23 protein-coding genes and 1 pseudogene are annotated in these 24,381 nt (G+C 69.1%); 16 read left to right on the forward strand and 8 right to left on the reverse strand.

The genetic code is table 11. The features are described 5' to 3' along the window. Nucleotides 1–590 precede the first annotated feature (590 nt). The 5 genes and pseudogenes from ACH01S_RS44650 to ACH01S_RS30985 all read left to right on the forward strand — a co-directional run bounded on the left by ACH01S_RS44650 (nucleotide 591) and on the right by ACH01S_RS30985 (nucleotide 6,566). Nucleotides 591–3,200 (forward strand): flavin-containing monooxygenase, encoded by a 2,610-nt coding sequence (locus ACH01S_RS44650; RefSeq protein WP_067899914.1) that lies wholly within the window; start codon nucleotides 591–593, stop codon nucleotides 3,198–3,200. 23 nt (nucleotides 3,201–3,223) lie between these two features. Continuing rightward, a pseudogene (locus ACH01S_RS46225) lies at nucleotides 3,224–4,309 on the forward strand (AMP-binding protein); the annotation flags it as partial. Continuing rightward, nucleotides 4,283–4,753, forward strand: a complete 471-nt coding sequence (locus ACH01S_RS46860; RefSeq protein WP_342787072.1) for an AMP-binding enzyme — start codon at nucleotides 4,283–4,285, stop codon at nucleotides 4,751–4,753. The pseudogene ACH01S_RS46225 and the gene ACH01S_RS46860, both read left to right, overlap by 27 nt. A 138-nt stretch (nucleotides 4,754–4,891) precedes the next feature. Beyond that, nucleotides 4,892–6,217, forward strand: a complete 1,326-nt coding sequence (locus tag ACH01S_RS30980; RefSeq protein WP_067899728.1) for an aromatic ring-hydroxylating oxygenase subunit alpha — start codon at nucleotides 4,892–4,894, stop codon at nucleotides 6,215–6,217. After that, entirely contained in the window at nucleotides 6,201–6,566 is a 366-nt protein-coding gene (locus ACH01S_RS30985) for a 2Fe-2S iron-sulfur cluster-binding protein (RefSeq protein WP_218010458.1), read from the forward strand. The genes ACH01S_RS30980 and ACH01S_RS30985 overlap by 17 nt, the downstream gene beginning before the upstream one ends. Before the next feature lie 12 nt (nucleotides 6,567–6,578). Here ACH01S_RS30985 and ACH01S_RS30990 read toward each other — a convergent pair whose 3' ends face one another. Then, nucleotides 6,579–7,379, reverse strand: a complete 801-nt coding sequence (locus tag ACH01S_RS30990; protein WP_067899732.1) for an SDR family oxidoreductase — start codon at nucleotides 7,377–7,379, stop codon at nucleotides 6,579–6,581. Further along, on the reverse strand, nucleotides 7,376–8,107 hold the full coding sequence (locus ACH01S_RS30995) for a TetR/AcrR family transcriptional regulator (RefSeq protein WP_148344525.1): 732 nt from the start codon (nucleotides 8,105–8,107) through the stop codon (nucleotides 7,376–7,378). Before ACH01S_RS30995 ends, ACH01S_RS30990 begins: the two co-directional genes overlap by 4 nt. A 168-nt stretch (nucleotides 8,108–8,275) precedes the next feature. Here ACH01S_RS30995 and ACH01S_RS31000 point away from each other — a divergent pair, with 168 nt between their 5' ends. Together ACH01S_RS31000 and ACH01S_RS31005 are read left to right on the forward strand one after the other, a co-directional pair. Next, a complete protein-coding gene (locus ACH01S_RS31000) occupies nucleotides 8,276–8,557 on the forward strand; it encodes a helix-turn-helix domain-containing protein (RefSeq protein ID WP_148344524.1) in 282 nt (93 codons plus the stop codon). After that, nucleotides 8,545–9,354 (forward strand): IclR family transcriptional regulator, encoded by an 810-nt coding sequence (locus ACH01S_RS31005; protein WP_067899740.1) that lies wholly within the window; start codon nucleotides 8,545–8,547, stop codon nucleotides 9,352–9,354. The genes ACH01S_RS31000 and ACH01S_RS31005 overlap by 13 nt, the downstream gene beginning before the upstream one ends. A gap of 37 nt (nucleotides 9,355–9,391) precedes the next feature. Here ACH01S_RS31005 and ACH01S_RS31010 read toward each other — a convergent pair whose 3' ends face one another. Beyond that, nucleotides 9,392–9,904: a DoxX family protein gene (locus ACH01S_RS31010; protein WP_067899743.1), complete on the reverse strand. Its 513-nt coding sequence runs from the start codon at nucleotides 9,902–9,904 to the stop codon at nucleotides 9,392–9,394. 292 nt (nucleotides 9,905–10,196) lie between these two features. On the opposite strand from ACH01S_RS31010, the gene ACH01S_RS31015 reads away from it, so the two are divergent. From ACH01S_RS31015 to ACH01S_RS31055, 9 genes are all read left to right on the forward strand, one after another. Continuing rightward, a complete protein-coding gene (locus ACH01S_RS31015) occupies nucleotides 10,197–10,577 on the forward strand; it encodes a hypothetical protein (RefSeq protein WP_067899746.1) in 381 nt (126 codons plus the stop codon). A 39-nt stretch (nucleotides 10,578–10,616) separates the two neighbouring features. Continuing rightward, nucleotides 10,617–12,233 carry an AMP-binding protein gene (locus tag ACH01S_RS31020; RefSeq protein ID WP_067899748.1) on the forward strand — a complete coding sequence of 539 codons (1,617 nt, stop codon included), beginning with the start codon at nucleotides 10,617–10,619 and terminating at the stop codon, nucleotides 12,231–12,233. Beyond that, complete coding sequence (locus ACH01S_RS31025) at nucleotides 12,230–13,408, forward strand: thiolase C-terminal domain-containing protein (protein ID WP_174564927.1); 1,179 nt, start codon at nucleotides 12,230–12,232, stop codon at nucleotides 13,406–13,408. Before ACH01S_RS31020 ends, ACH01S_RS31025 begins: the two co-directional genes overlap by 4 nt. A gap of 18 nt (nucleotides 13,409–13,426) precedes the next feature. Next, nucleotides 13,427–14,650 (forward strand): acetyl-CoA acetyltransferase, encoded by a 1,224-nt coding sequence (locus ACH01S_RS31030; RefSeq protein WP_067899750.1) that lies wholly within the window; start codon nucleotides 13,427–13,429, stop codon nucleotides 14,648–14,650. Between the two features lie 176 nt (nucleotides 14,651–14,826). Further along, on the forward strand, nucleotides 14,827–15,972 hold the full coding sequence (locus tag ACH01S_RS31035; RefSeq protein WP_169809389.1) for an amidohydrolase family protein: 1,146 nt from the start codon (nucleotides 14,827–14,829) through the stop codon (nucleotides 15,970–15,972). Beyond that, nucleotides 15,969–16,382 (forward strand): Zn-ribbon domain-containing OB-fold protein, encoded by a 414-nt coding sequence (locus ACH01S_RS31040; protein WP_067899755.1) that lies wholly within the window; start codon nucleotides 15,969–15,971, stop codon nucleotides 16,380–16,382. Before ACH01S_RS31035 ends, ACH01S_RS31040 begins: the two co-directional genes overlap by 4 nt. A gap of 87 nt (nucleotides 16,383–16,469) precedes the next feature. Next, complete coding sequence (locus ACH01S_RS31045) at nucleotides 16,470–17,681, forward strand: amidohydrolase family protein (RefSeq protein ID WP_067899758.1); 1,212 nt, start codon at nucleotides 16,470–16,472, stop codon at nucleotides 17,679–17,681. A gap of 53 nt (nucleotides 17,682–17,734) precedes the next feature. After that, nucleotides 17,735–18,172, forward strand: coding sequence for a limonene-1,2-epoxide hydrolase family protein (locus ACH01S_RS46235; RefSeq protein WP_067899760.1), 438 nt, complete (start codon nucleotides 17,735–17,737; stop codon nucleotides 18,170–18,172). 34 nt (nucleotides 18,173–18,206) lie between these two features. Next, entirely contained in the window at nucleotides 18,207–19,649 is a 1,443-nt protein-coding gene (locus ACH01S_RS31055; RefSeq protein WP_067899763.1) for an aldehyde dehydrogenase family protein, read from the forward strand. 57 nt (nucleotides 19,650–19,706) lie between these two features. Here the strand turns inward: ACH01S_RS31055 and ACH01S_RS31060 are convergent, their stop codons facing one another. From ACH01S_RS31060 to ACH01S_RS31080, 5 genes are all read right to left on the reverse strand, one after another. Next, nucleotides 19,707–20,096, reverse strand: a complete 390-nt coding sequence (locus ACH01S_RS31060) for a cupin domain-containing protein (protein WP_067899766.1) — start codon at nucleotides 20,094–20,096, stop codon at nucleotides 19,707–19,709. 136 nt (nucleotides 20,097–20,232) lie between these two features. Beyond that, nucleotides 20,233–21,051 carry a hypothetical protein gene (locus ACH01S_RS31065; RefSeq protein ID WP_067899769.1) on the reverse strand — a complete coding sequence of 273 codons (819 nt, stop codon included), beginning with the start codon at nucleotides 21,049–21,051 and terminating at the stop codon, nucleotides 20,233–20,235. Between the two features lie 46 nt (nucleotides 21,052–21,097). Then, entirely contained in the window at nucleotides 21,098–21,481 is a 384-nt protein-coding gene (locus ACH01S_RS31070; protein ID WP_067899773.1) for a RidA family protein, read from the reverse strand. A gap of 34 nt (nucleotides 21,482–21,515) precedes the next feature. Next, nucleotides 21,516–22,997 (reverse strand): MFS transporter, encoded by a 1,482-nt coding sequence (locus ACH01S_RS31075; RefSeq protein WP_067899776.1) that lies wholly within the window; start codon nucleotides 22,995–22,997, stop codon nucleotides 21,516–21,518. Beyond that, on the reverse strand, nucleotides 22,994–24,277 hold the full coding sequence (locus ACH01S_RS31080; RefSeq protein ID WP_067899778.1) for a metal-dependent hydrolase family protein: 1,284 nt from the start codon (nucleotides 24,275–24,277) through the stop codon (nucleotides 22,994–22,996). The genes ACH01S_RS31075 and ACH01S_RS31080 overlap by 4 nt, the downstream gene beginning before the upstream one ends. Nucleotides 24,278–24,381 lie beyond the last annotated feature (104 nt).

Genomic DNA, 24,381 nt, shown 5'->3' on the forward strand with positions numbered 1-24,381 from the left:
AAACTCGACGGCTACACCCTCGTCCGCCGCCAGGGCTGGACCGACACCGCCCCCACCCTGCCTCCCCACCACTCCCGCTCCTGACCCACGCCGAGCATCGAGGTCGCGGCCAGGGTGCACCAGCACAGCCCGCTCACTGGAGCAGTGCGGCGTTTCCGGTGGGGCCGCCGAACCACGCCCACGTCATGAGCCGTCAGCCCGTCCACCGGCTCCGCGACACCACACATCATCTAGCCCGAACTCCTACCCTCCACTGCTGTGACCGATGACCCGGCAGCGAGCTTCACCCGCGCCCGCGCGACTGTGGCACCAACGGGGTGCACGGTGACGAGGAACCGTTGTGTCGGGACGGCTGGTGGGGATGGCCGCGGGCTTGGCGATGTTTCCGCTCTGATTCCCGAGCGGTGTGACGCGGCCGGTCGTAGGGCCACGTGGAACGGCCACGGTGGTCGCGGAACAGGCTGGTCATTTCAAAAGGGTGAACGGGAGACGGTCGGCCGCGTGTAGTTGCACTATCCGAAATTCGGGCCGTTTCTCACCTTCGGTGCGGCACGCAGACTGGCGGCGGTACGGACATCCGAGGAGTGAACATGCCCGACACCGACCAGCCCGACTACGACGTCATCGTGGTCGGGGCCGGATTCGCCGGTATCTACGCGATCCACAAGTTCCGCGACCAGTTGGGCCTGCGGGTCCATGCCTATGACGTCGCAGGCGACGTCGGCGGAACGTGGTACTGGAACCGGTACCCCGGGGCAAGGGTCGACATCGAGAGCGTGCACTACTCCTATTCCTTCTCGGACGAACTGCAGCAGGAGTGGCACTGGACCGAGCGGTACCCCGCTCAGGCCGAAATCCTGCGCTACCTGCAGCACGTCGCGGATCGGTTCGACGTACGCAAGGACATCAGCTTCAACACGCGGGTCGCTTCGGTGACGTGGGACGACCAGGCGGACCTCTGGCGGGTCGTGACCGACGATGGCCGGACCGCTGCCGCGCGGTACTTCGTCTCGGGCGCCGGCACCCTTTCCGTGCCCAAGAAGCCGGACTTTCCGGGGCTTGAGACATTCGCCGGGCAGGCGCTGCTGACAGGCGACTGGACCGAGGACGTCGACCTCGTCGGCAAACGCATCGGCGTCATCGGCACCGGCTCGACCGGCATCCAGGTGATCCAGGAAGTCGCCAAGTACGCCGGCGACCTCACCGTCTTCCAGCGCACTCCCAACTACGTCACGCCGGTCGGGAACTACCCGACCGACCCGGCGGAGGAGGCGGACGAGAAGGCGAGGTACGCCGAGATCCGGGAAGCGGCTCGCAACCACTTCCTCGGCGTCGCCTACGACGAAGTGCGGCCGTCGGCGAAAGCGGCCACTCCCGAGGAACGGGAGGCGGTCTTCAACGACCGCTGGAACCGGGGCGGGCTGCGGTTCTTCATCGACAGTTTCGCCGACCTGCTGGTGGACGCCGAGTCCAACGAACTGGCTGCCGAATTCATCCGCGCCAAGATCCGCGAGAAGGTCAAGGACCCGGAGAAGGCCGCCAAGCTGACGCCCACGGACTACCCGTACGGGACCAAGCGGCCGCCGCTGGAGATCGACTACTACGAGGCCTTCAACCGTGACAACGTGCACATCGTCGACGTCAAGGCGAACCCGATCGACTCGGTCGTCCCGGAAGGCGTCCGGCTGGCCGACGGCTCGGTCCACCCGCTCGACGTGCTCATCCTCGCCACGGGCTTCGACGTCCTCACCGGGCCGCTGCTGGCACTGGACATCACCGGCCGGCGGGGACTGCGGCTGGCCGACGCCTGGGCGGAGGGACCCCAGACCTACCTCGGACTGACCGTGCACGATTTCCCGAACCTGTTCATGGTCACCGGCCCGCAGAGCCCCTCGGTGCTGTACAACGCGGCCCTCGGCATCGAAGATCACATCAACTACATCAGCCGGATCATCGGCTACATGCGCGAACGCGGCCACACGGTCGTCGACCCGACGATGCAGGCACAGCGGCAGTGGGTGACCGAGACCAATGCGATCGGCGCCATGACCCTTGTGCCCAACACCCCGTCGTCGTACTACATGGGTGCGAACATCCCGGGTAAGCCCCGCAAGATTCTGCCGTACGGCGGCGGAGCCCCCCGCTACCGGGCGATCAGCGACAACGTCGAGCAGAACGGCTATCGCGGGTTCCGGTTCGCCGCCACGAGCAGCGACCTGGACTCCGCGAGCGGCGCACCCGCGCTCGACCCTTCGGTCGCCTTCCTCGTGGAGGCCCTCAAACAGCAGGGTTACGCCGGTTTCCGTCACGCCGGTGTCGACGGCACACGAGCGGTAGTGGAGTCCTTCGCCGACCTGCAGGCGCCGAAGAAGGAGGTCGCCGAGATCTCCGACCACGCCTATGGTCCCGATCCCGCGCACAAGCTGCGGATCTACAACCCCGAGCCGGATGCGACGGGCCTACCCGTGGTGGCCTACGTCCACGGCGGCGGCTTCGTCGGCGGCAGCCTCGAAGTCGCGGACGAGGTCGCCCGCGATCTCGCCGTCCGCACCGGCGCCGTCGTCGTGTCCGTGACCTACCGGCGCGCGCCGGAACACCGTTTCCCCGCCGCGCACGACGACGTCTATGCGGCGGTGCGCTGGACGGTCGACAACATCGCCGAGCATGGAGGCGACCCCGCACGCCTCGCGCTGGCGGGAGACTCCGCCGGCGGCAATCTGGCGGCCGGAGCGGCGCTACGCGCAGTCCAGGATCGTGTGCCGCTGAGCGCGCTGCTGCTGATCTACCCGCTGGTGAACGCCACCATCGCGACGCCGTCACGCGAGCGGTTCGCTACCGGCTACCTGATCGAACTCGATGATCTGGCCTGGTGCGGCGAGCAGTACATGAGCTGCGACGACGACCTCCGCGACCCGCGGCTGGCACTCGACACGGCCGACCTGGCCGGGCTGCCGCCCACGTTCATCATCACCAACGAGCTCGACACCCTGCGGGACGAGGCCGAGCTGCTCGGCGAACTGCTGACCGAGGCCGGCGTCGATGTGGCGACACGGCGGTTCGACGGCCTCGCGCACGGCGTGTACTGGACATCCTTGGCCGTCTCACGCAGCGCGGAGCAGCGCGCCGCCGCGGCGGAATTCCTCATGGCGCATCTCGCGCCCGCCGAATCGTCACCCGCCGGTGCCGCCTCGAACGTCTGACCGCTTCCACCGGAGGTACGCGCGTGTACTACGCCCTGACGGTCCAGGACTTCCTCGACCGAGCCGAGCACGTCTACCCGGACCGAACTGGAATGGTGGACGAACCGGATCAGCCCGCTTCGCCGCTGCCGGCGCTCACATACCGGGAAATAGCCGAGCACGCTCGCGCGCAGGCGGCGTTCCTCGACTCGCTGGATGTGCCGGTCGGCGGGCGGGTCGCCGTCATCTCGCAGAATTCATCGCGGCTGTTCACGTCGTTTTTCGGCGTTCCGGCATACGGGCGCGTTCTCGTGCCGATCAACTTCCGCCTGGCGCAACCGGAGATCGAGTACATCGTGAGTCACTGCGGGGCGGACGTTGTCTACGCCGACCCGTCGCTGAAGGACGCGCTCGATACGCTGGACGTCAAGCACAGGTTCCTGCTGGGCGACGACGAATCGATGTTCCTGCACGGCGTCGAACCACGGCCCTGGGAAAGGCCCGATGAAGCGGCCACCGCCTCGATCAACTACACCTCGGGCACCACGGCCCGGCCCAAGGGCGTCCAACTGACCCATCGGAACCTCTGGCTGAACGCCGTGGTGTTCGGCATGCACACGACCATCAGCGATCGCGACGTGTACCTGCATACCCTGCCGATGTTCCACTGCAACGGATAGGGCATGCCGTTCGCCATCACCGGAGTCGGAGCCAAGCACGTCGCGCTGCGGAAGATCGACGGCAACGAGATTCTGCGTCGCGTCGAAGAGCATGGCGTGACCCTCATGTGCGCCGCGCCCGCGGTGCTGAACGCGATCATCGACGCGCTTCCGGCCTGGGAGGGCGAGGTCCCGGGACGTGGTCGGGTTCGGGTCGTCAGTGCCGGGGCGCCCCCGCCGACCAGGACCATTCAACGGGTCATCGATGACCTGGGCTGGGAGTTCCTCCAGATCTACGGCCTGACCGAGACGTCGCCCCTGCTCACGATCAACCGCGGCCGGGCCGAGTGGGACGGGCTGCCGTCGATCGAGCGGGCCAGGAGGCTCGCCCGCGCGGGTGTTCCGGCGTTGGGCGTGCGGATCAAGGTCGACGCTAGCGGGGAGTTGCTCGCCGCCACGAACCACAACCTGGACGGCTACTGGAACCAGCCGGAGGAGACCGCGCGGGCACAGACGGACGGCTGGTTCCACACCGGCGACGGGGGAGCCATCGACGACGAGGGCTACGTCGTCATCAGCGATCGGAAGAAGGACGTCATCATCAGCGGCGGCGAGAACGTCAGCTCAATCGAGGTCGAGGACGCGCTGATGTCGCACCCCGCCGTGCGGGAGGTCGCCGTCATCGGTATTCCGGACGACACGTGGGGCGAGCTGGTTACGGCACTCGTGATGACCGACGGCTCGGAGGTGGCGGCGGAGGATCTGATCGCGCACTGCCGTACCCGGCTCGCCGGCTACAAGTGCCCGAAGCGGATCGACTTCGTCGACCACCTTGCGCGGACCGCCACCGGCAAGCTGCAGAAGTTCAAGCTACGCGAGCCCTATTGGGCGGGGCGCACCCGCAAGGTCAACTGAGCCGGCCGGGATTGGACGTGGCCCGCGTCTGAACGACCATCCGCCGTTGCTTCATCTGAAGTCGTGAGTCTCGCATCCCCGCAGGCAGGAGGCGATTCTCAGTCTGAACGGATGATTCGCCAGAAAGGATCGACCGAGATGACGAAGACCACGAGTTCCACCACCGGATACCGCAGTCCCTCGCCGGAAGTGGGGGTCGCCGAGCGGTACACCTCGCCGGAATACCTGGGTCTGGAGTATGAGCGGCTCTGGCCCTACGTCTGGCAGCTCGCCTGCCACGTCGACGAGGTCCCGCACAGCGGGGACTACCTCGAGTACGAAGTCGGCCGCGAGTCGATTCTGATCGTTCGGCTTACCGACGGCCGGCTCAAGGCGTTCCACAACGCCTGCCAACACCGCGGGATGCGGCTCAAGACGGGCTGCGGCAACGCCACCGAACTGCGCTGCCGCTCCCACGCGTGGTGCTGGAACCTCGACGGATCGCTGAAGGAGGTCACCGATCCGCAGGACTTCGACCCGGCCGCGATCGACCCCAGCCGGATCGGACTTCCGGAGGTCCAGGTCGACACCTGGGCCGGGCTCGTCTTCGTCAACATGGACGGTGCCGCGCCACCCCTGCGCGACTTCCTCGGGGTCGTACCGGAAAAGGTCGCGCACTTCCGGATGGGCGAGATGAAGCTGCTCTCAAAGGTCACGACCAAGATCGCCTGCAACTGGAAGCTGGCGCACGAGGCGTTCATCGAGACCTATCACGCGATAGGCACGCACCCGCAGGCGCTTCGCTACGTGGACGATACGTCACTCGAATACGAGCAGCACGGCATCCACGGCATGCACCGCTTCGGGCCACAGGCGATGGGTACGCCCAGCAAGCGTCTCGACGCGGACGATCTCGACCGCGGTGACGTCCTTCTCGCAGCAGTGGCGGAACTTGCCTCCGCCAATCTCTACAGCGACGAGGACGTCGCGGCGATGCGCGCGCTGGTCCCCGTTGTGAACGCGCTGCCCGAGGACGCCTCGATGACCGAGTTCTTCGCGAATCTGCGTCGCGAAGAGGCGATCGCCAACGGCATCGATCTCTCGGCGTACAGCGATCGCGACATCGCACTTGGACCGCTGTGGAATCTGTTCCCGAACATCACGATTCCCTGCAACGCGGGCAACATCCTGGTCTTCAGATGGCGTCCGGACGGCCAGAACCCGGAGTCGTGCTACTGGGACAAGTACGAGCTCAAGTTCGTCGGTGAGGGCCGGGAGGCGCCAGAGCCCAGCTTCGTCCAGGTCGACGACTGGCGCGATTATGAGCACTGGGGGGTCGTGTTGGAGCAGGACCTGACCAACCTCCCGATCTGGCAGTTGGGCGTCCGCACGCGGGGATTCTCCGGTCCGATCTGGGGTCGCCCCGACGGCAACGTCGCGAACATGCACCGAGTCTTGGGCGAGTACCTTGCGAAGGAGCGCTGACGGGCTGCCGGTGCCGTCGCTGACCGTTCGGGTGGAGCCGTCCGGCATCGCCTTCGAGGCGGAACCCGGCGAGACCGTCATGCACGCCGCCGTGCGCCAGGGTCACCGATGGCCGACGCTGTGCCACGGCGAGGGAAGCTGCACGATCTGCCACTTCGAGGTGATCGGTGAGGCGGCGGGGCTGGCCCCGCCTTCGGCGACCGAGAGCGATGCCCTGCGGCACTGCGGGGCATCGCGGTGGTGTGCGGGTGAGGTGCGGCTCGCCTGCCAGGCGAGGGTTCTCGGCGACGTCGTCGTCCGCAAGAAGGGCGTCCGGCCGTTGAACGCCCCGGGGGAGTTCAAGCCGTGAGCCCGCGGCCGGTCAGCGAGCGGTCCAGCCACCGTCGACGGCGATCACCTGACCGGTGATGAACGTGCCGGCGTCGCTGGCGAGGAGCAGTAGCGTTCCCAGCAGCTCGTTCGGGTCGCCAGTGCGCCCCATCGGCGTGTTGCGCGTGACGTAGTCGTTGCCCGGTCCGTCCATGAGCTCGGTGGTCAGCTCGCTGGGGAAGAAGCCGGGTGCGATCGCGTTGACCCGGACGCCGCGCCGCGCCCACTGGACGGCCAGTTCGCGGGTGAGGCTGATGATGGCCCCTTTGGACGCGCAGTAGCTCGCCAACCGGTTGGGGCTCGCGGCCACCAGACCCAGAATCGATGCGATGTTGATGACGCTCCCCCGGCCGGCGTCGAGCATCGGCCGGGCGAGCAGCTGGGTGAGCTTGAAGGTGCCGTGAACATTGACGTCCATGACGTACCGGAAGTCCGGCATCGACTCGTCCTCGGCGCGGCCCGGCACGCTCGTCCCCGCGTTGTTCACGAGGATGTCCAGGGCGCCGACCTCGCCGTTGATCCGAGCCGCAGCTTCGGCGACGGAACCCTCGTCGGAGACGTCGCACGCGACTGCGGTGAGGCCGGGGTGCCGGGCACACAGGTCGTTCAGCCTGTCCACCCGGCGCGCCGCGACGTAGACCGATGCCCCGGCGTGTCGCAGCGCGATCGCGAAGTTCACGCCGAGGCCACTCGACGCTCCGGTGACGAGAGCGGTCCTCCCCGCCAGATCGAAGAGGTCCGCCGGGCCTGGAACCTTTGTGTCGGCGACGGTGTCGCGCCGGGCGGTGGTCACTGGGCGGCCCCGGCGAGCACTCGTGCCGCGGTCTTGACCCACAGGTCCGCCGACAGCCCGGCAAGCATCATTTCCGGCGCCCTTCGTTCGGCCTTCAACTCTTCCCGTCCGGCGATCAGCGCTCGGGTGGCGAGCGCGGCGTTGTCAGCGGCGGCACGGAACGGGTCGTCGCTGCCGGTGAAGGAGCCCGTCCGGAGGAACGCGGCATATCCGTGAGTGACCGCCGCGACACCGACGACCAGTCGCAGTGTCAGTTGCGGGGACGTGCCTTCGAGCGCGCGCGCGGGGACGACGAACGCTTCGACGACTGGGAGCAGTGCCTCGGCGAGTTCGACGTTGCCCGGAAAGAAGACTTCCTTGGCGTACAGGGTGTCGAACAAGGCCGGGTACTCGGCGGCGAACCGCACGTATCCCCGGGCCAGCAGCGCGAGATGATCGACGGGATCCGTCCGCTCGTCGGCAGCCGGCCTCAGGAGCGTGGCGAGGGTTTCGCAGCCCCGCACCGCGACGGCGGTGAGCAGCGCGCCACGGTCGGCGAAGTGCCGGTAGGGAGCGCCTCCCGTGACGTTCAGCCGCCGGCATGCCTCCGCCATGGAGAACCCGGATACCCCGGATGTTCCGATCATCTCGATGGCGACGTCGATGAGGGCGCCGCGCAGGTTGCCATGGTGGTAAGCCCCGCGTTTGGACTCGGCTAGTGCGCGTCGCGCCCTCCCTGACTTGGCCACCCGACAATGTTACCGACGCCCCGCGCCCGTTCTGGTGCTCGTTATAGCCATCTGAAAACCGGGGCCATCCGGCCCAGAACGTTTGCTTGTGGGCAATGTAAATCCCTCTTACACTTCGATGTACGCCAAATGTGAGAACCATCAACATGGTGAGCGTCGGAGGCGACGATGACGAGTGACAATCAGTCGATGGTGCGTTCTCTCCAGCGGGGACTGCGGCTGATGAACGCGGTCGGAGAGCAGGGCCCGGTGCATGCCAAGCAGCTTGCGCGCTACACGGGCGTCCCCCTGGCGACCGTCTATCACCTTCTTCGTACGCTGCTGCACGACAAATACGTTGTCCGGCTCGGAGACGGCTCGTACGTGCTCGGTCCGGCGCTCCACGCCGTCGGCGGTGGCGGCGCCCGGTCCGCGGTCGCCGCCGTGGACGCGAACCGATGCGAGACCTGATCCTGAAGACCGGGACCGCCGGGACGGCAGGCGACGATGCCGACGACGAGGGGGCGGGGCGGGGCCTCACACTCATCCAGAGCCTGCAACGTGGATTGCGCCTGGTCGAGGCCGTCGCGGAGCAGGGGCCGATGACGGCCCGGACCCTGAGCAAGGCCACCGGGCTCGGCCTGCCCACGACCTACCACCTGCTACGTACGCTGGTGTACGAGGGTTACCTGGGGCGGCTTGCCAGCGGCCTCTACGCGCTGGGCCCCCAATTTCGTTCCACCGCCGAACTCGAGCGTCAGGCTCGTATCGTGCGTGTGTTGAGGGAGACGACTTCGCAGTTGCGGGACCTGACCAACGCCACCGCCGTAGTCGCCGAGTTGGACGGTCGAGACGTCCTCTTGTCGCACCTGTCGCTAAGCCGGAAGGGCCCCGCCCCGGATCTGTGGGTGGGCATGCGCCTGCCGATACACGCCACGGCGGTCGGCAAGGCCGTCCTGGGGCAGCTGGATCCGGTGCGCCGCGACGAACTGCTCACCGCACCGCTCGCGCGATTCACGGCGCGCACGGTAGCGGACCCGCTGCTGCTCATGCGGGAGGCGGCCGGCTCGCCGATGGCCCACAGCCATGATCAGTACCGCTACGGCATCTCGTGCGTCGCCCTGCCGCTGCGCGGTCTGCGGTCGCCGTCCGCGCTGTCCATCTGCTTCCACTCCGGCCTGACGCCGCGCCGTCGGCTGCGGCTCGAAAAGGCGCTGGTGGAGACTGTTGAGGACCTCACCTGCCTGTCCGGCCCGGGGACGGTGTGACGGGCGTAGCCGGAAGCGCGATGATCCTGGGCGCCCTCTAGTCCCGGCCGGCCGCCCGTCCGGGGCGCCACGACGTCACCAGTACGCCGGCGCTGCCGAAGCCTCCGCCCAGGAAGGCGATGCCCAGGCCGGCCCAGCCATCGACATGGAACCCCACCGCGTGGTCGACGGACCAGCGACCCGAGCCGAGCGCGCCGAGCGCCGCCGAGGCGAGTGCGATCATCAGCACGTACTCATAGCCCTCTCCTGGCCGGAAGATGAAGAACCCGTTGCGCAGGTGGTTGGCGATCAGGGCAACGCCCATCGTCCCGACGACGGCCGCCGCCGCCAGCGGCGTGAGGGCGCCGAGCACCAGCAGCAGTCCCGCTCCCACCTCCGTCGTCGTTGCCGTCGCGGCGTGCAGCCTTCCAGGACGGATGCCGATGGACTCGAACCACCGTGCGGTGCCGGCCAGGCGGCCTCCGCCGAAGGCGTGATTGAGTCCGTGCGCCAGCATGGTTCCGCCGATCGCCAGTCGCAGAATCGCCGTACCGAGATCGACTTCGATCATTTCAGTGCCTCCACCCGTCCCCGCGGCTGTTCCGGGTAGATCGTCGCGTCACCGATTCCTGCCGGGAAGCGCGGCGTTTTCACATGACGGGTCGGCGGTGCCGGACGGCGAGGCGGAGCGTGCCGGCGTCGAGCCGGCGATCGTCATCTGAGATCTGGCCACTTGCCGGTCCTCTCAAGCGCGGCGCATTTTTGGTCGCAGCGCGAATGGCCGCCGTCGCGGCGATCGAACGCGGCGGCGATCACGATGCGCGCCGTGCTGACAATGACCCGAGGGAAAGGGGAGCGCGCGAATGCGGCCGGGTGAGAGCTTCGAGTGCGTCTCGTGCGACGCCATGGTTGTCGTGATCGGTGCCGCCACGGCGGACGGCGTGCTGGTGTGCTGCGGTATGCGCATGCGTACGGCGCGGCCGGTCCCCTGCAGCGCCCGGCTCGATACCGCCTCCGAACATGGAGTGGTCGCCGGTGTCCGGTACGCCGATCCGGTCTCCGGGCTAAGGGTGCGCTGTACCAAGAGCGGAAAGGGTCCGTTCGAGTTCGGATATCGCCGGCTCGTCACCGGGGCGACTCGTGCGCCGGCGCCACCGGAATGGGCCGAGGCCGACATTTCAGAAGGTGCGCCGGACGTTGTGCAGGAATCTGAAATGGCGTATCTGGAACGCCTACTCCACTAGGGCGAGGTTGGTGCTAGCAGCCTTCACGGGAGGATCACGATGAGCGCACGTCCCACCGACCACGACCGGGTCACGGTCGTTGAGTTGCTACGGCGGTGCGTGGAGAACGACCCTCACCGAACGTTCCTCGACCTCAACGGTGAGACCTACTCGTACGCCGACGTCTGGCAGCGCGCGCAGGATATGGCCGGTGGGTTGGCCGCGCTCGGCGTCAGCGCCGGACAGACCATCGTCAGCATGCAGGACACGCACATCGATGCCGTGGCGTCGTGGTTCGGCGCCAACCTGCTCGGCGCGGTGTGGGTGGGCACGAACACCGCCCTGCGGGGTGAGTTCCTTCGCCACGTCGTGACCGATGCCGGCTCCGCCGTGGTGATCTGCGAACAGGACCATGTCGAGCGGTTCACCGCGATCTCCGACCGGCTGCCCGGGGTGGCCCGGGTGCTGCACCGTGGCGAGCCGCTCGGCTGGCGGCGGGACGGCCTGCGCATCGAGCCCCTGGCCGACCACCTGCGGGCGCTCACCGCACCGGTGTACGCCCCGACCCCCGACGATCTCACCTGTCTCACCTACACCGGGGGAACGACCGGGCCGTCCAAGGGCTGCATGATCAGCCACGGGTACGCCGTCAACATCGCCCGGCGCGGCCTGGTCCAGACGCAGCGCACCTCCGCGGAGGTGAACTGGAGTCCGCTGCCGATGTTCCACCTCAACGTCCTGTCCATGACGATCATCTCCACGATGCTCGTGCGGGGCACGGCGGCACTCGCCCCGCGCTTCTCCGTGTCCGGGTTCTGGCCGGAGATCGAACGGACCGGTGCGCGAGTGGTGAACATGATCGGCGCCATGCCCGTGATGATCGCCCAGCAGCCCGACACCCCCGAGATGCGGCGGTGCTACGGGCAGATCCGCATGGTCCACTGCGTCCCGTTCTCGCCCGCCTTGCAGGAGGTCTGGCGCGAGCGATTCGGTGTCACGACCCCGGGATCGAAGGGGTACGGCATGACCGAGGTCTTCCCGATGACATTCCAGCCCGCGCAGGACGACTCACCTGCCGCGAGCGCCGGGCGCACCAACGAGACCGACTTCGAGGTGCGCATCGTCGATGAGAGCGACAACGAGCTGCCAGTGGGTGAGGTAGGTGAGGTGGTGTGCCGGCCACGTCGCCCGAACGTGATGTTCAAGGGCTACTGGCGACGCCCGGAGGCCACACTCGACGCGACCCGGAACCTGTGGTTCCACTCCGGTGACCTGGGGAGGTTCGACGAGAACGGCTACTTCTACTTCGTCGACCGCAAGCACGACTACCTGCGCCGCCGCGGCGAGAACATCTCCAGTAAGGAGGTCGAGGCCGCCTACGCCGCACATCCGGACATCCGGCAGGTCGCGGTGCACGCCGTCCGGTCCGAACTCTCCGAGGACGACCTGAAGGTCACCGCGGTGCGGGCAGCGGGATCGGACCTGAGCGCCGAAGAACTCTTCGAGTGGTCCAAGGAGCGCGTGCCGTACTTCGCGCTTCCGCGCTACATCGAATTCCGTGACGAACTCCCACTCAGCCCGACCGGGCACGTGCGGAAGAACCTGCTGCGCGACCAGGGATGCACACCCGCGACGTGGGACCGCGAGCTCGCCGACGTGACCTGGGAGCGGCGGTGACCGCCTCCGTCCGCGACCGGTGCGCCATCACCGGGGTCGGCACCACGGACTTCAGCCGCGAGTCCGGTCGCTCGGTGCTCACCCTCGCCGCGCAAGCGTCGCTCGGCGCGATCCGGGACGCCGGCCTGGCCCCGTCCGACATCGACGGCATCGTGCGCTGCGAGATGGACGAAGCCCTGCACGCGGACGTCGCCGCCGCCCTGGGCATGCCCAACGTCGCGTTCTGGGCGTCCGGCGGCTGGGCGGGCGCGGCGCCCTGCGGGATGGTCGGGCTGGCCGTCGACGCGATCCTCGCGGGGCGCGCGACCAACGTGCTGGTGTTCCGCTCGCTGAACGGACGGTCGGGCAGGCGATTCGGCCAGGGCTGGGCCGCCGGCGCCAGCGTCGGCGGCCGCGGCGCCTACCTTGAGTACCTGATGCCATACGGCCTGGTCTCGCCCGGCATGGCGTACGCGATGTTCGCCCGCCGTCACATGATCGAGTTCGGGACGACCGCCGAGCACCTGGGCCATATCGCCCTGGCCTGCCACGCACGCGCGAACGAGAACCCGGCCGCGCAGCGGTACGGCCACCCGCTGACGATGGCCGGGTATCTGGACGCGCGAATGATCGCGGACCCGCTGCGCCTGTACGACTTCTGCCTGGAGACCGATGGCGCCGCGGCGGTGGTCGTCACTTCCGCCGAGCGGGCGCAGGACGGCCCCAAGCGCGCGGTGCTCATCCGCGCGGTGACACAGGGCGATCTCCCCGAGCCCCGGCTGGGCGGTCTCTGGGGGAATCTGCTGAGCGGCCCGCTGATCAACCAAGGCGGAGCACTGGCGCGGCGGCTGTACCGCGACGCGGGCCTGGGACCGGCGGACATCGACGTCGCCCAGATCTACGACTGCTTCACCATCACCGTCCTGATGCAGTTGGAGGACTACGGCTTCTGCGCCCCGGGCGAAGGTGGTCCGTTCGCAGCCGGCGGAGCACTGGAACCCGGCGGATCGCTACCGCTCAATACGTCCGGCGGAAATCTCGCGGACGGCTACGTCCACGGCATGAGCCACGTCGTCGAAGGGGTTCGGCAATTGCGCGGCGAATCCACGGCACCCGTTCCCGGCGCGGAGACCTGCCTCGTCACATCGGGAATCCCCGGCCCGGGCTCGAGCGCGCTCATCCTGCGCGCGGGCTGACCTACAGAAGGGACGAGTGTGCCCACTCCGGTTTTCATACTCGGCGGATGGCAGTCGGACTTCGCCCAGAAGGCGCCCGGCGGTGACGTCTACCCGCTGATCGAGTCCGCGACGTTCGAGACGCTCGACGACGCGGGAATCGCGCCCGCGGAAGTCGATGTCATCCACGTCGGGAACTTCGCGGGCGAACTGTTCAACTTCCAGGGGCAGATGGGCGGCCTGGTCACCGCGGTCCATCAGGACCTGGCCGGCAAACCCGCCTCGCGGCACGAGGCCGCCTGTGCCTCGGGCAGCATGGCCGTCCTCGCCGCGATGTCGGACCTTGAGAGCGGCCGCTACGGCACCGCGCTCGTCCTCGGCGCCGAGGTACTCCGCAGCGTCCCCGGGCCCGAAGCGGGCGTTCGACTGGGATGCGCCGCCTGGACGGGCCGCGAGATCGTGGACGAGCCGTTCCCCTGGCCGAGCATGTTCGACCGCGTCGCGGTCGAGTACGAGCACCGGTACGGGCTCGACCACCGGCACCTCGGTCGCATCGCGGAGATCAACGTGGGCAACGCCCGGCGCAACGGCAACGCGCAGACGCGGGCGTGGGAATTCGCAGAAGGCTCCTTTCGTGCCGACGACGAATTGAATCCCCGTGTCGGCGCCATTCTGCGCAAGCAGGACTGCGGCCGGATCACGGACGGGTCGGCCGGGGTGGTCCTGGCGTCCGAGAGGGCCGCCGGCGAATGGGCCCGAGCGCGGGGCATCGCGCTGGAGTCCGTGCCGCGCATCCAGGGCTGGGGGCACCGCACCGGCACGATGCTGCTGGAGGACAAGCTGGCCGCCGGCGTCCGCGCGGAGTACCTCTTCCCTCACCTGCGCACGGCGATCGTCGACTCCTTCCGCGGAGCCGGTATCTCCGGTCCGTACGAACTCGACGCCATCGAGACCCACGACTGCTTCTCGATATCCGAGTATGTCGCCCTCGACCACTTCGGGGTCACCCCTCCCGGCAAGGCCTGGCAGGCGGTCGAGGACGGCACGATCGAGCCGGGCGGCCGCCTGCCCGTCAACCCCGGCGGCGGGCTGCTGGGACTGGGGCATCCCGTCGGCGCCACCGGCGTGCGCATGCTCCTCGACGGCGCCAGGCAGGTCGGCGGCCGGGCCGGTGACCACCAGGTTCCCGGCGCCCGGCGGGTCGGTCTGCTGAACCTCGGCGGTTCCGTCACCACCGTCGCCGCGTTCGTCGTCGGTGTCTGAAAAGCCTTTTGCGGTGGGCGGTCTTGCTTCATCTGAATTCGTGAGTCTCGTCTGATGCCACGACACCGGGAATTCTGGGAAATGTAGTTCTGACTGTGGAGGTTGTGATGAGTGTCCCGCTCATTATCGACACTGACACGCACGTGAACGAGCCGCGTGATCTGTGGACCAGCCGGATGTCCCGCGATCGATGGGGCGACCTGATCCCCGAGGTGCGCTGGATCGAGGACCGGCAGGGCGAATACTGGTGCATGGCAGGCAAACCGCTGTTCACCGTCGGCACCTGCATCATGGAGCCGGATGAGAACGGGCGGCCGATCCGCTCGCCGCGGTTCCCGGACTACGCGCAGACCTACGAGCAGATGCACCCGTCCGCCTACGACGCGACCGAGCGGCTGAAGGTCCTGGACTCCTACGGAATCCAGGCCGCCGCGCTGTTCCCGAACCTCGGCTTCGTGGGGCCGAACATCTTCGCGGCGGCCGGCTCCGACGCGCTCGAATTCCAGACCGCCGCGCTGCGGGCGTACAACGACTTCCTGCTCGACTGGTGCGGTGCGGACCCGGACCGCCTGCTCTCGCTGGCGCTGATCCCGTACTGGGACGTCGACGCCGCGGTCGCCGAGATCGAGCGCTGCGCGGCGCTCGGGCACAAGGGCCTGGTCTCGACCGGCAAGCCGCAGGAGCACGGCCAGCCGCTGTTCGTGGACCCGTACTGGGACCGGATGTGGGCGGCGGCCCAGGACGTCGGCCTGTCCATCAGCTTCCACGTCGGCGGCGGCGATCTGAGCCGGCACCTGAATCCGGAGCGCATCGAGAAGGAAGGTTGGCGGGCGACGCTGGCGCGACTGACCACGAGCTTCTTCATGGAGAGCGGAATCGGAGTCGCCGACCTGCTGATGTCCGGCGTGCTGGCCCGGTTCCCCCGGCTGAGGTTCGTGTCGGTGGAGAGCGCGATCGGGTGGATCCCCTTCCTGCTGGAGTCGCTCGATTTCCACTACAAGAAGTACGAGCCGTGGGTCGAGCGGCCCGAGTTCGCCGCCAGTGACCTGCTGCCCAGCGACTACTTCCGCCGGCAGGTGTTCGCGAACTTCTGGTACGAGAAATTGCAGCCCTGGCACGTGGAGGCGATAGGCACCGACAACCTGCTCTTCGAGACGGACTATCCGCACCAGACGTGTCTCGCCGGTGACGAGATCACCGAGGCGATCGACAACAGCCTCGGCGGCCTCCCCGAGGCGGATCGCGAGAAAGTCCTCTGGCGCAACGCCGCGTCGCTGTACAACCTCGATGTCGCCAAGCTCGAAGCGCTGAACACGCCGTGACGTCCGCGCCGCTGCCGGTGGTCGATGATCCGGACACCGGCGGGTTCTGGGCGGCGGCGCGGCGCGGCGAGATCGCGGTCTGTCGTTGCGCGCGGTGCGGTGAGCTCATCCAGTTGCCGCGCGGCATCTGCCACCGCTGCCACAGCACCCGCGTCGAATGGGAGGCGGTCGCGCCACGAGCTCGGCTTGTGGCGTGGACCGTCGCCGAACATCAGGTGCACCCGGCGTTCCCGGTGCCCTACACGGTCGTCCTCGTGGAATTGCGGGACGTGCCGCGGGTCCGACTGGCCGGCTACCTTCCCGGCCGTCCCGCGCTTGTGGCGGATATGGCGATGCGGGCTGTCTTCCGCGACGGCGCACCAGGCGTGTCGCTGGTCGACTGGGTTCCCGAAGCCGCTGACACCATTTGAATTCCGGCCGCTTGTCGGCCCGAGCGGCGGGCGTTTTAGTAGCGCTAGGAATCAGCCAACGAATTGGCGCGTGGATAGGGGCATGCCGTGATTTTCGATTTCGATCAGCATCTCTTCGAGTACCCGCAGATGTGGGTCGACCACACCGCACCGGACGAGCGCGATCTGGCGCTGACGGTGGAGCGGGACGAGCTGGGCTTCCCGTGGGTCTTCTCGCGCGCGGCCAATCAGCGGATCTACATTTACGCGAAGACCGTCCCGGAGGACGGTTTCGCCTCCCATGTCACCCCCTGGCAGCGCTGGAAGGACCACCTGTCGCCGGAGACGGACTACCTCGCCGACGTCCCGGAGGATCTGCAGTACCCGGGCGCGCGAGTGGGGAAGCTCGACGAGCAGGGAGTCGACAAGGCGCTGCTGCTGCCGCACTTCGGCTTCCTCTGGGGCCGCCAGCTCGGTGGCCGGCTCGACATCGTTCGGGCCAACCTGTCGGCGTGGAACAGGTGGGCTGCCAGCGTCAAGCAGGAGGGCGGCGAGCGGCTGGAGCCGACCGGACACGTCACGTTGCGCGGCGGCGACCCGGCCTGGCTGGAGAACGAACTGGTCCACCTGGCCCGCAACGGCGTCCGGTTCGCGCTGATCTCCTACGGGCTGGTGGACGGCCGGCGCATGTCGCACCCGGACCACGACCGTGCCTGGAAGGCCTTCGTCGACAACGGGATCATCCCCGTGTTCCACATCCAGGACGGCGACGTGCGCGCCTCCGGCCTGCCGGAGGGGTGGTTCGAGGCCGACGGTGACGCGCTGTTCGGCCCGCTGGATTTCGTCTTCAGCCACCTCGGCGTCCAGGTCGCCGTGGCCGACCTGATCCTCGGCGGCGTCTTCGACCGCTTCCCCTCGCTGAGGTTCGTCACCGTCGAGCTGACCGCCGGGTGGATCAACCCGTTGATCTCCGGCGGAACCGGCATCCCCGGCAGCGTCGGCGGCGTGGTGAACGGCCCCGGCCTGGACGTGTCGTACCGCGTGGAGGGCTTCTTCCGCCGTAACACGGTGACGTTGAAGAGGGCGCCCAGCGAGTACCTGTACGAGCACTTCCGCTCGACGGTGAACCCCGTGGAACCGCTCGCCGACTACGTCGAATCGGGCCTCGGCGGCAACATCCTGTTCGGCGGCGACTACCCGCACAGCGAGGGCTTCCTCAAGGCGGTCGACACCTTCCAGCCCGCGGTCGCCGACCTCACGGAGGAGCAGAAGTCGAAATTCTTCGGCGGGACCGCGGCGGCCCTGCTCACCGCGCCCTGACCAGTTCGCGATCAACCGTCCCGGGTATCCGGTCCGACAGATGTGGAGATCCAATGAGCAACATCGGAATCGTCAAGGCGTTCCTCGACGGCATGCACAAGCCGATCACACAGGTGCCCGACCACCTGCGCGCCTCCTTGGCCGAGGACGCCGAGTGGGGCAACAGCGGCTTCCCGCCGGCCGTCGGCATCGAGGACATCGTCGGCAAGCACGAAGCGAGCCAGCGGGTCTTCGGCGACTACGTGATGGACGTCCAGCTGCTCAACATCGCCGCCGACGGTGACGTCGTCTTCACCGAGCGGATCGATGTCGGCCGGACCCAGGCCGGCGAGGAGATCCTCACCGTCCCCGTCGTCGGCGTCTTCGTCGTGCGCGACGGCAAGATCGCGCGCTGGACCGACTACTTCGACCCGGCCGGCCTGCTCGAACACCTCGCCACGCTCCCGGACGTCGAGAGCTACTTCACCGGCAAGTCCGCTCCGGCCTCCTGACCGGCCGACGCACCGGGTCTTAGGAGGCGGTTCAGTGAGTGACCTGCTGATTGACGGACGACTGCGGCGCGCGACCGGGGGCCGCAGCTACCCCAACGTGAACCCGGCGACCGAGGAGCCGATCGGCGAGGCCGCCGACGCCGCGGCGGAGGATCTCGACGCCGCCGTCGGCGCGGCACGACGCGCCTTCGACGCGACGGACTGGTCGACGAACGCCGACTTCCGCGCGCGGTGCCTCCGCCAGTTGCGGGAGGCGCTGCACAAGGAGAAGGAGACGCTGCGAACGGTCACCGTCCAGGAGGCCGGCGTGCCCGTCGCGCTGACGCGTTCGATCTGGCTCGACACAGTTCTCGACGCCCCGGCGTACTGGGCGGATCTCGCGGTGAACTACCCCTATGAACGGGACCTCGGCGTGGGGGACACCTTCGCCGGCGTGCCGGCCCGGCGCAAGATCCTCCGGGAGCCGGTCGGGGTGGTCGCCGCGATCACGCCCTGGAACTACCCGCTGCCGCTGAACCTCTTCAAGCTGGTCGGCGCGCTCGCCGCGGGGTGCACCGTGGTGCTCAAGCCGGCTCCGGACACACCCTGGTCCGGGACGGAACTGGGAAGGCTGGTCGCGGAGCACACCGACATCCCGGCCGGCGTCGTCAACGTGATCTCGGGGCGCGACCCCGGTCTCGGTGCGGGGCTGGTCGCCGATCCGCGGGTCGACATGGTCACCTTCACCGGCTCGACGGCCACCGGCCGCACGATCATGGCCTCCGCGGCCGAACAGCTCAAGCGAGTATGCCTGGAGCTGGGCGGCAAGTCGGCGAACATCGTCCTGGACGACGCGGACTTCCCCGCCGTCGTCGGTGCGGCGGTCTCGGTGTGCGCGCATGCCGGTCAGGGCTGCGCGCTGCCGACCCGGATGCTGCTGCCGCGCAGCAGGTACGACGAGGGCGTGTCCATCGCCACGGCCTCGTTCGAATCGGTCAGCGCCGGCGATCCCACCGACCCGGCCGTGATCGTCGGGCCGCTGATCAACGCGGCCCAGCGGGAACGCGTACTCGGTTACATCGAGAAGGGGAAGTCCGAAGCGCGGCTCGTCGTCGGCGGCACGCCGTCTCCGCGGCCGAAGGGGTACTACGTCGAGCCGACCCTGTTCGCCGACGTCGACCCTAAGGCGGTCATCGCCCAGGAGGAGATCTTCGGCCCTGTCCTGTCGCTGATTCCCTACGAGGATGACGACGACGCGGTCAGAATCGCCAACGACAGCGTCTATGGCCTCTCCGGCAGCGTCCACAGCGCGGACCTCGACCGGGCGACCGCTGTCGCGCACCGTATCCGCGCGGGCACCATCAGCGTCAACGACGGTGTCTGGTTCGCGCCCGACGCCCCGTTCGGCGGATACAAGCAGAGCGGGCTCGGCCGCGAGTTCGGCGACGAGGGCTTCGGCGAGTTCCTCGAGACCAAGACCCTCGGCCTGCCGGCCTGACCGCAGAACCGCCGCCCTCGGCGCCTTCGCATCGAAGCGCCGAGGGCGGCGCCATGTTCAGTCGTCCGCGAGCGAGACGAACAACAGCCGCGCGCGTCCGCCGGACGCGGTCGCGCGATGACCGCTGCCTTCCGTGTCGGCGGCGAGGACGACGTCCCCAGGACCCATGCGCCGGGTGCTGCCGTCGCGCGCCTCGATCTCGATCTGGCCGCTGAGCACCACCACGTACTGGCGGCACGGCGCCCGGTGCCAGCCGCTTGCGCGCGCCTCCGCCGGTATCTCCACGAAGGTCGCCGCGACGGCCCGCTCGGGAGCGGTGGAGAGCAACGCCGCCTCACCCTCCACGAGCCCGGCGGCCTGCATCGGCTTGACCGTGTCCACCAGGCGAGATCCGCCCGTCGCGTCCGTCTCGCAGTGGGTGATCCGGAAAAGGTTCTCGGTCGGCACAGCGGCTCCTGTCCATCGGGGGATGTTCGATTCGAGTGAATCCGGCGCGCCCGTCGGCAGACAGAGAGACCTTTTCAGAACGGTGAATCGATCTGCGCGCTGCCCATTCCGAACTGTGCCGGATGGGGAATTCCGTTCAGGGCCGTGAGGGAATGCCGATGGCCTCGGTCCAGGCGAGGATGTGGTCGTCGAAGCCGGTGAAGTTGCCCCGACGGATCACGCCGGACTGATCGATGTGCCGCTCACCGGAGAGTCCGAAACGGCTCAGGACGTCCACCACGGACGGCCGGGCCACACCGGCGAGCCCGGCGGACAGGCATCGGGAGAGGTCGGCGACTCGGCGGCTCGGCTCCACGGCGACGAGCCGACAGCCCGCCGGACCATACGTGTGCCGGTCGTGGTTCCACACTTCGATCGGAGACGCGCCGTCGTCGCCGTAGGGCGTCACGGCGGTCTCGACCACCGCGCCGCCCAGGACCCCGGCGCGGTCGGCGTAGGCCGCCGCGAGGCGGAGCGCCGCGATCGTGATCCACGCGATGGCGCCCTCTCCGATCGCCCAGACCGGGACGCCATCGACGGGATTCTCACGGAACCCGCCGGCGGCGAGCGCGATGAGCGCTGAGCCGTCCGCATGGAACTCGCACCGGTACCGTGCGCCCGGTGCGTCGGACGACGGCGCCGACGCCGACGCCGACGCCGACGCCGACGAGAAGACCACTCGATCCGCTTGCACGAGCGGGGGCTCGTCCGCGATGGGGACGGGTCCCGGCCAGGAGGCGACCTGGTCCCGTGCCCAGTCCCGCAGCCGTGCCGAGCCCGCGTCGTCGAACGAGCCGTGCGCATCGCGGACGGGGGCCGTGACCAGGAGGAGCCAGGGCACGTCGGTGCTGAGCGCCGCGCTCGCGACGAGCCGCCGCACGCGCTCGTGCCCCCGCCGCACGGCGGAGCCGGTCATCCGGCCGCCCCGGCCGGAGCGGCTTCGGGGGACGCCGCGGGTTCCGTCATGCCTTCGGGCTCCGCACGGCGATCGCGTCGAGCTCGACGCGGGCGCCGTACGGCAGTTCCGCGACGGCGACGCACGTGCGGGCGGGCAGCGGTTCCGGGAGCGACCGCTGGTACACCTCGTCCATGGCGCCGCGGTCGGACATGGACACCAGGTAGACGGTGATCTTCACGACGTCCTCAAGGCCGAGCCCCGCCGAGGCGAGTCGGGTCCTCAGGTTCGAGAAGGCCTGCCGGGTCTGGCCGGCGACGCCGCCGGCGACGAGCGCGTCGCCGGCCAGCCCCAGTTGTCCGGAGATGAAGACGAACCCGTTCGGGGTCTCGCGGACCGGGCTGTACGGGTGCCGCGCCTGCGCGGGGCCGGTGGGGGCCGAGGCCGTCATGGGTCCTCCTTGCGGGGATGGGTGAACCGGTGGATCAGAGGTGGCTGAGGGAGGAGGTCTCCCTGTCGGCGGGGGCTCGGCCGGGCATCCTGCGGACCAGGAGCACCGCCGGGATCGCCGCCAGCACGAACACGCCGCCGACGTTGGCGATGTAGGCGTAGATGCCGGTCGCCGAGTTGACCGTCTCGCCGTCGGCGACGACGGCCGTCCCGCCGAGGATGGCGGATCCGACGAAGTTCATCGTCACCGAGGCGATGGCGACCATGACCATGACCAGGCCGGAGACGGTGGCCTGCCGTTCCCGCGGGGCGAGGACCGATGCCAGGTTGAACCCGGAGGTCACGAGATTGCCGGCGGTCAGGCTCAGCAGGAACGAGGCCGGCACGGCGACGGCGAGGTTGCCCGGGCCGTCGCCGAGGTACATCAGCGCGGTGCCGGTCGTCCCGGTCAGGATGCCCACCGCGAGGCACCACGCCGGGCCGACGCGGGTGGCGATGGCCCCGGCGCCGACGCCGCCCAGTGCGATGCCGATGGACGGGACGCCGAACATCAGCCCGAGGGCGAGGGGGCTTTCGAGCCCGTATCCCAGCCCGTCGTCGGGGGACGTCTCCACGAGGATGCTGAACAGTTGCAGCACGCTCTGGTAGGCGCCCGTGCCCATGACGACCACGAGCAGCCCGAGCCCGAGCGTGCGGGAGATGCCCCGGATGTCGATGATGGGTTCACGTCCGCGGCTCAGAACGGCGAACCAGTACACCAGGGCGGCGAGGCCGGCCGCGAGCACCAGGAGCGACACCGCGCCCGCCCAGCCGAAGACCTGGCCGAGGCTGATGTAGCCGAGGACGCCCGCCATGCCGCCGCCGAGGACGAGCGCGCCCCGGACGTCCACCGTGCCGGGTGTCCGGCGCCGCGTGTCGGGAACGACCAGGCGGGTCAACAGCGCGGCGGCGACCGCGAACGACGCCGAGATCACGAAGACGGACCGCCAGCCGAACACCTCGATCGCCGGCTCCAGGACGAACGGGGTCACGATGCCGAAGACGGCCGACCCGGCCGTCACGACGCCCGTGACGACCATCGAGAACTTCGGTACGCAGAGGTCGCGGATGATGGCGATCGACAGGAACAGCGCCGCCACCGCGGCGCCCTGCAGGAGGCGTCCCAGCACGAACACGGCGAGGTGCGGTGCGGCCAGGCACACGACCCCGCCGAGCGCGGCGACGAGCAGCGTGATCACGAGCACCCGGCGCTTGCCGTGGACGTCCGCGCTCTTCCCCAGCAGCGGTGACCACATGGCGCCCGCGAGCATGGCGCTCGAACCGATCCAGGCGAACTGGTTGGTGTCGAAGGCCCGCGCCAGGTGGGGGAGGACAAAGGTCGGCGCCGCGACCACGCTGTCGACCATGACGTTGACGAGGATGAGGATCGCGACATAGGAGACGACCCTGAGCGTCCATCCGCTGTGGATCGCCCCGGTATCCCGGCTGTCCGTGGTGGTTGAGTCGAGATCGGTCATGCGTGTTGTCTCTCTGCGTTGAGTCCACCGGCGGTGGGGTCACCGAGACGGCTGGCGCGCACGACGCCCTGCTGGGCGACGAGGGTGATCCGAGTGGGGTCGCTGAGCGCGCGGATGTCGCTGAGCGGGTCCGCCGCGCACAGCACGACGTCGGCGAGGCGGCCCGGCCGCAGGACGCCCAGCCGGTCGTCCACGCCGAGCAGCCGGGCGCTGGTCGCGGTGGCGGCGCGGATGGCGTCCATCGGCGACATTCCGAGCTCGACCAGGCACCAGAGCTCGAACGGGTTCTCGCCGTGCGGCGTGATGCCGGCGTCGGTGCCCACGGCGATCTGCACCTTCCGCTCGATCGCGCGGGCGATGTTCTCCTTGGCGATCGCGTTCCAGCGCAGCTTCTTCTGATAGCGCCACGGCGTGGTCGCGGCGGGGTCGAGCGGCTGGAAGACCGCGGACAGGGTCGGCACGAGGAACGCGCCGCGCTCGCCGAGGAGGTCGCAGCCCTCGTCGTCGATCCCGAAGCCGTGCTCGATCGAACGGACTCCGCCGCGGAGGGCGGAGAGGATCCCGGCGCGGCCCTGGGCGTGCGAGGCGACGGTGCGGCCGCCGTGGCGCCTCGCCTCGTCGACGACGGCCCGGATCTCCTCGGCCAGCAGGTCCTCGTCGTCGGGATCGTCGTGCGCGCTGCTGATGCCGCCGCTCGTGCAGATCTTGATCACGTCGGCGCCGGCGCGCAGCAGCTCGCGCACCGCGACCCGCGCCTCGGTCACGCCGTCCGCGACGACGCACGAGTCGAGGTCGAGTGCCCTGCCGCTCGGCAGCGTCGTGTCCGCGTGGCCGCCGGTGTGGCCGATGACGGCGATCGCGGTCTGGATCCGCGGGCCGGCCACGCGTCCGCGGGCGACCGCTTCGCGATACCCGGCCGGGAGCGCGCCGAGGTCGCGGACCGACGTGACGCCCGAAAGGAGCGTGCGCTCCAGGCGATCGACCGTGTCCAGGGTGGTGAGCACCGGATCGCTCATCAGCGCCACATCGACGATCGACCGGTCGGAGGGCATGCCGAGATGGGTGTGGCAGTCGAAGAGCCCGGGCAGCAGGGTGCCGCCCTCGCCGTCGATCTCGGGCACGCCCGGCCGGGCCGGTGGAGCTCCCGCGGCGGGTCCGGCATAGGTGACGCGACCCGCGTCGTCTGATTCGAGCACCGCGTCCTCGACCACCTCGTCGCTCAAACCGTCGATGAGGCGGACGCGACGGATCCGCAGGGCGGCGGCTTCGGCGGTCTGCATGGCGCGATCGGCCCTCCAAGGCATCGGTCCAGATGGTGGCGACGCTAGAGTTGTCCTTCACAATCGGCCGCAAATCGCAGGAAATCTCTCCTAGCGATGTCATC

The sequence above is a fragment of the Actinomadura chibensis NBRC 106107 genome, assembly GCF_001552135.1.
Classification (GTDB): Bacteria; Actinomycetota; Actinomycetes; order Streptosporangiales; family Streptosporangiaceae; genus Spirillospora; species Spirillospora chibensis.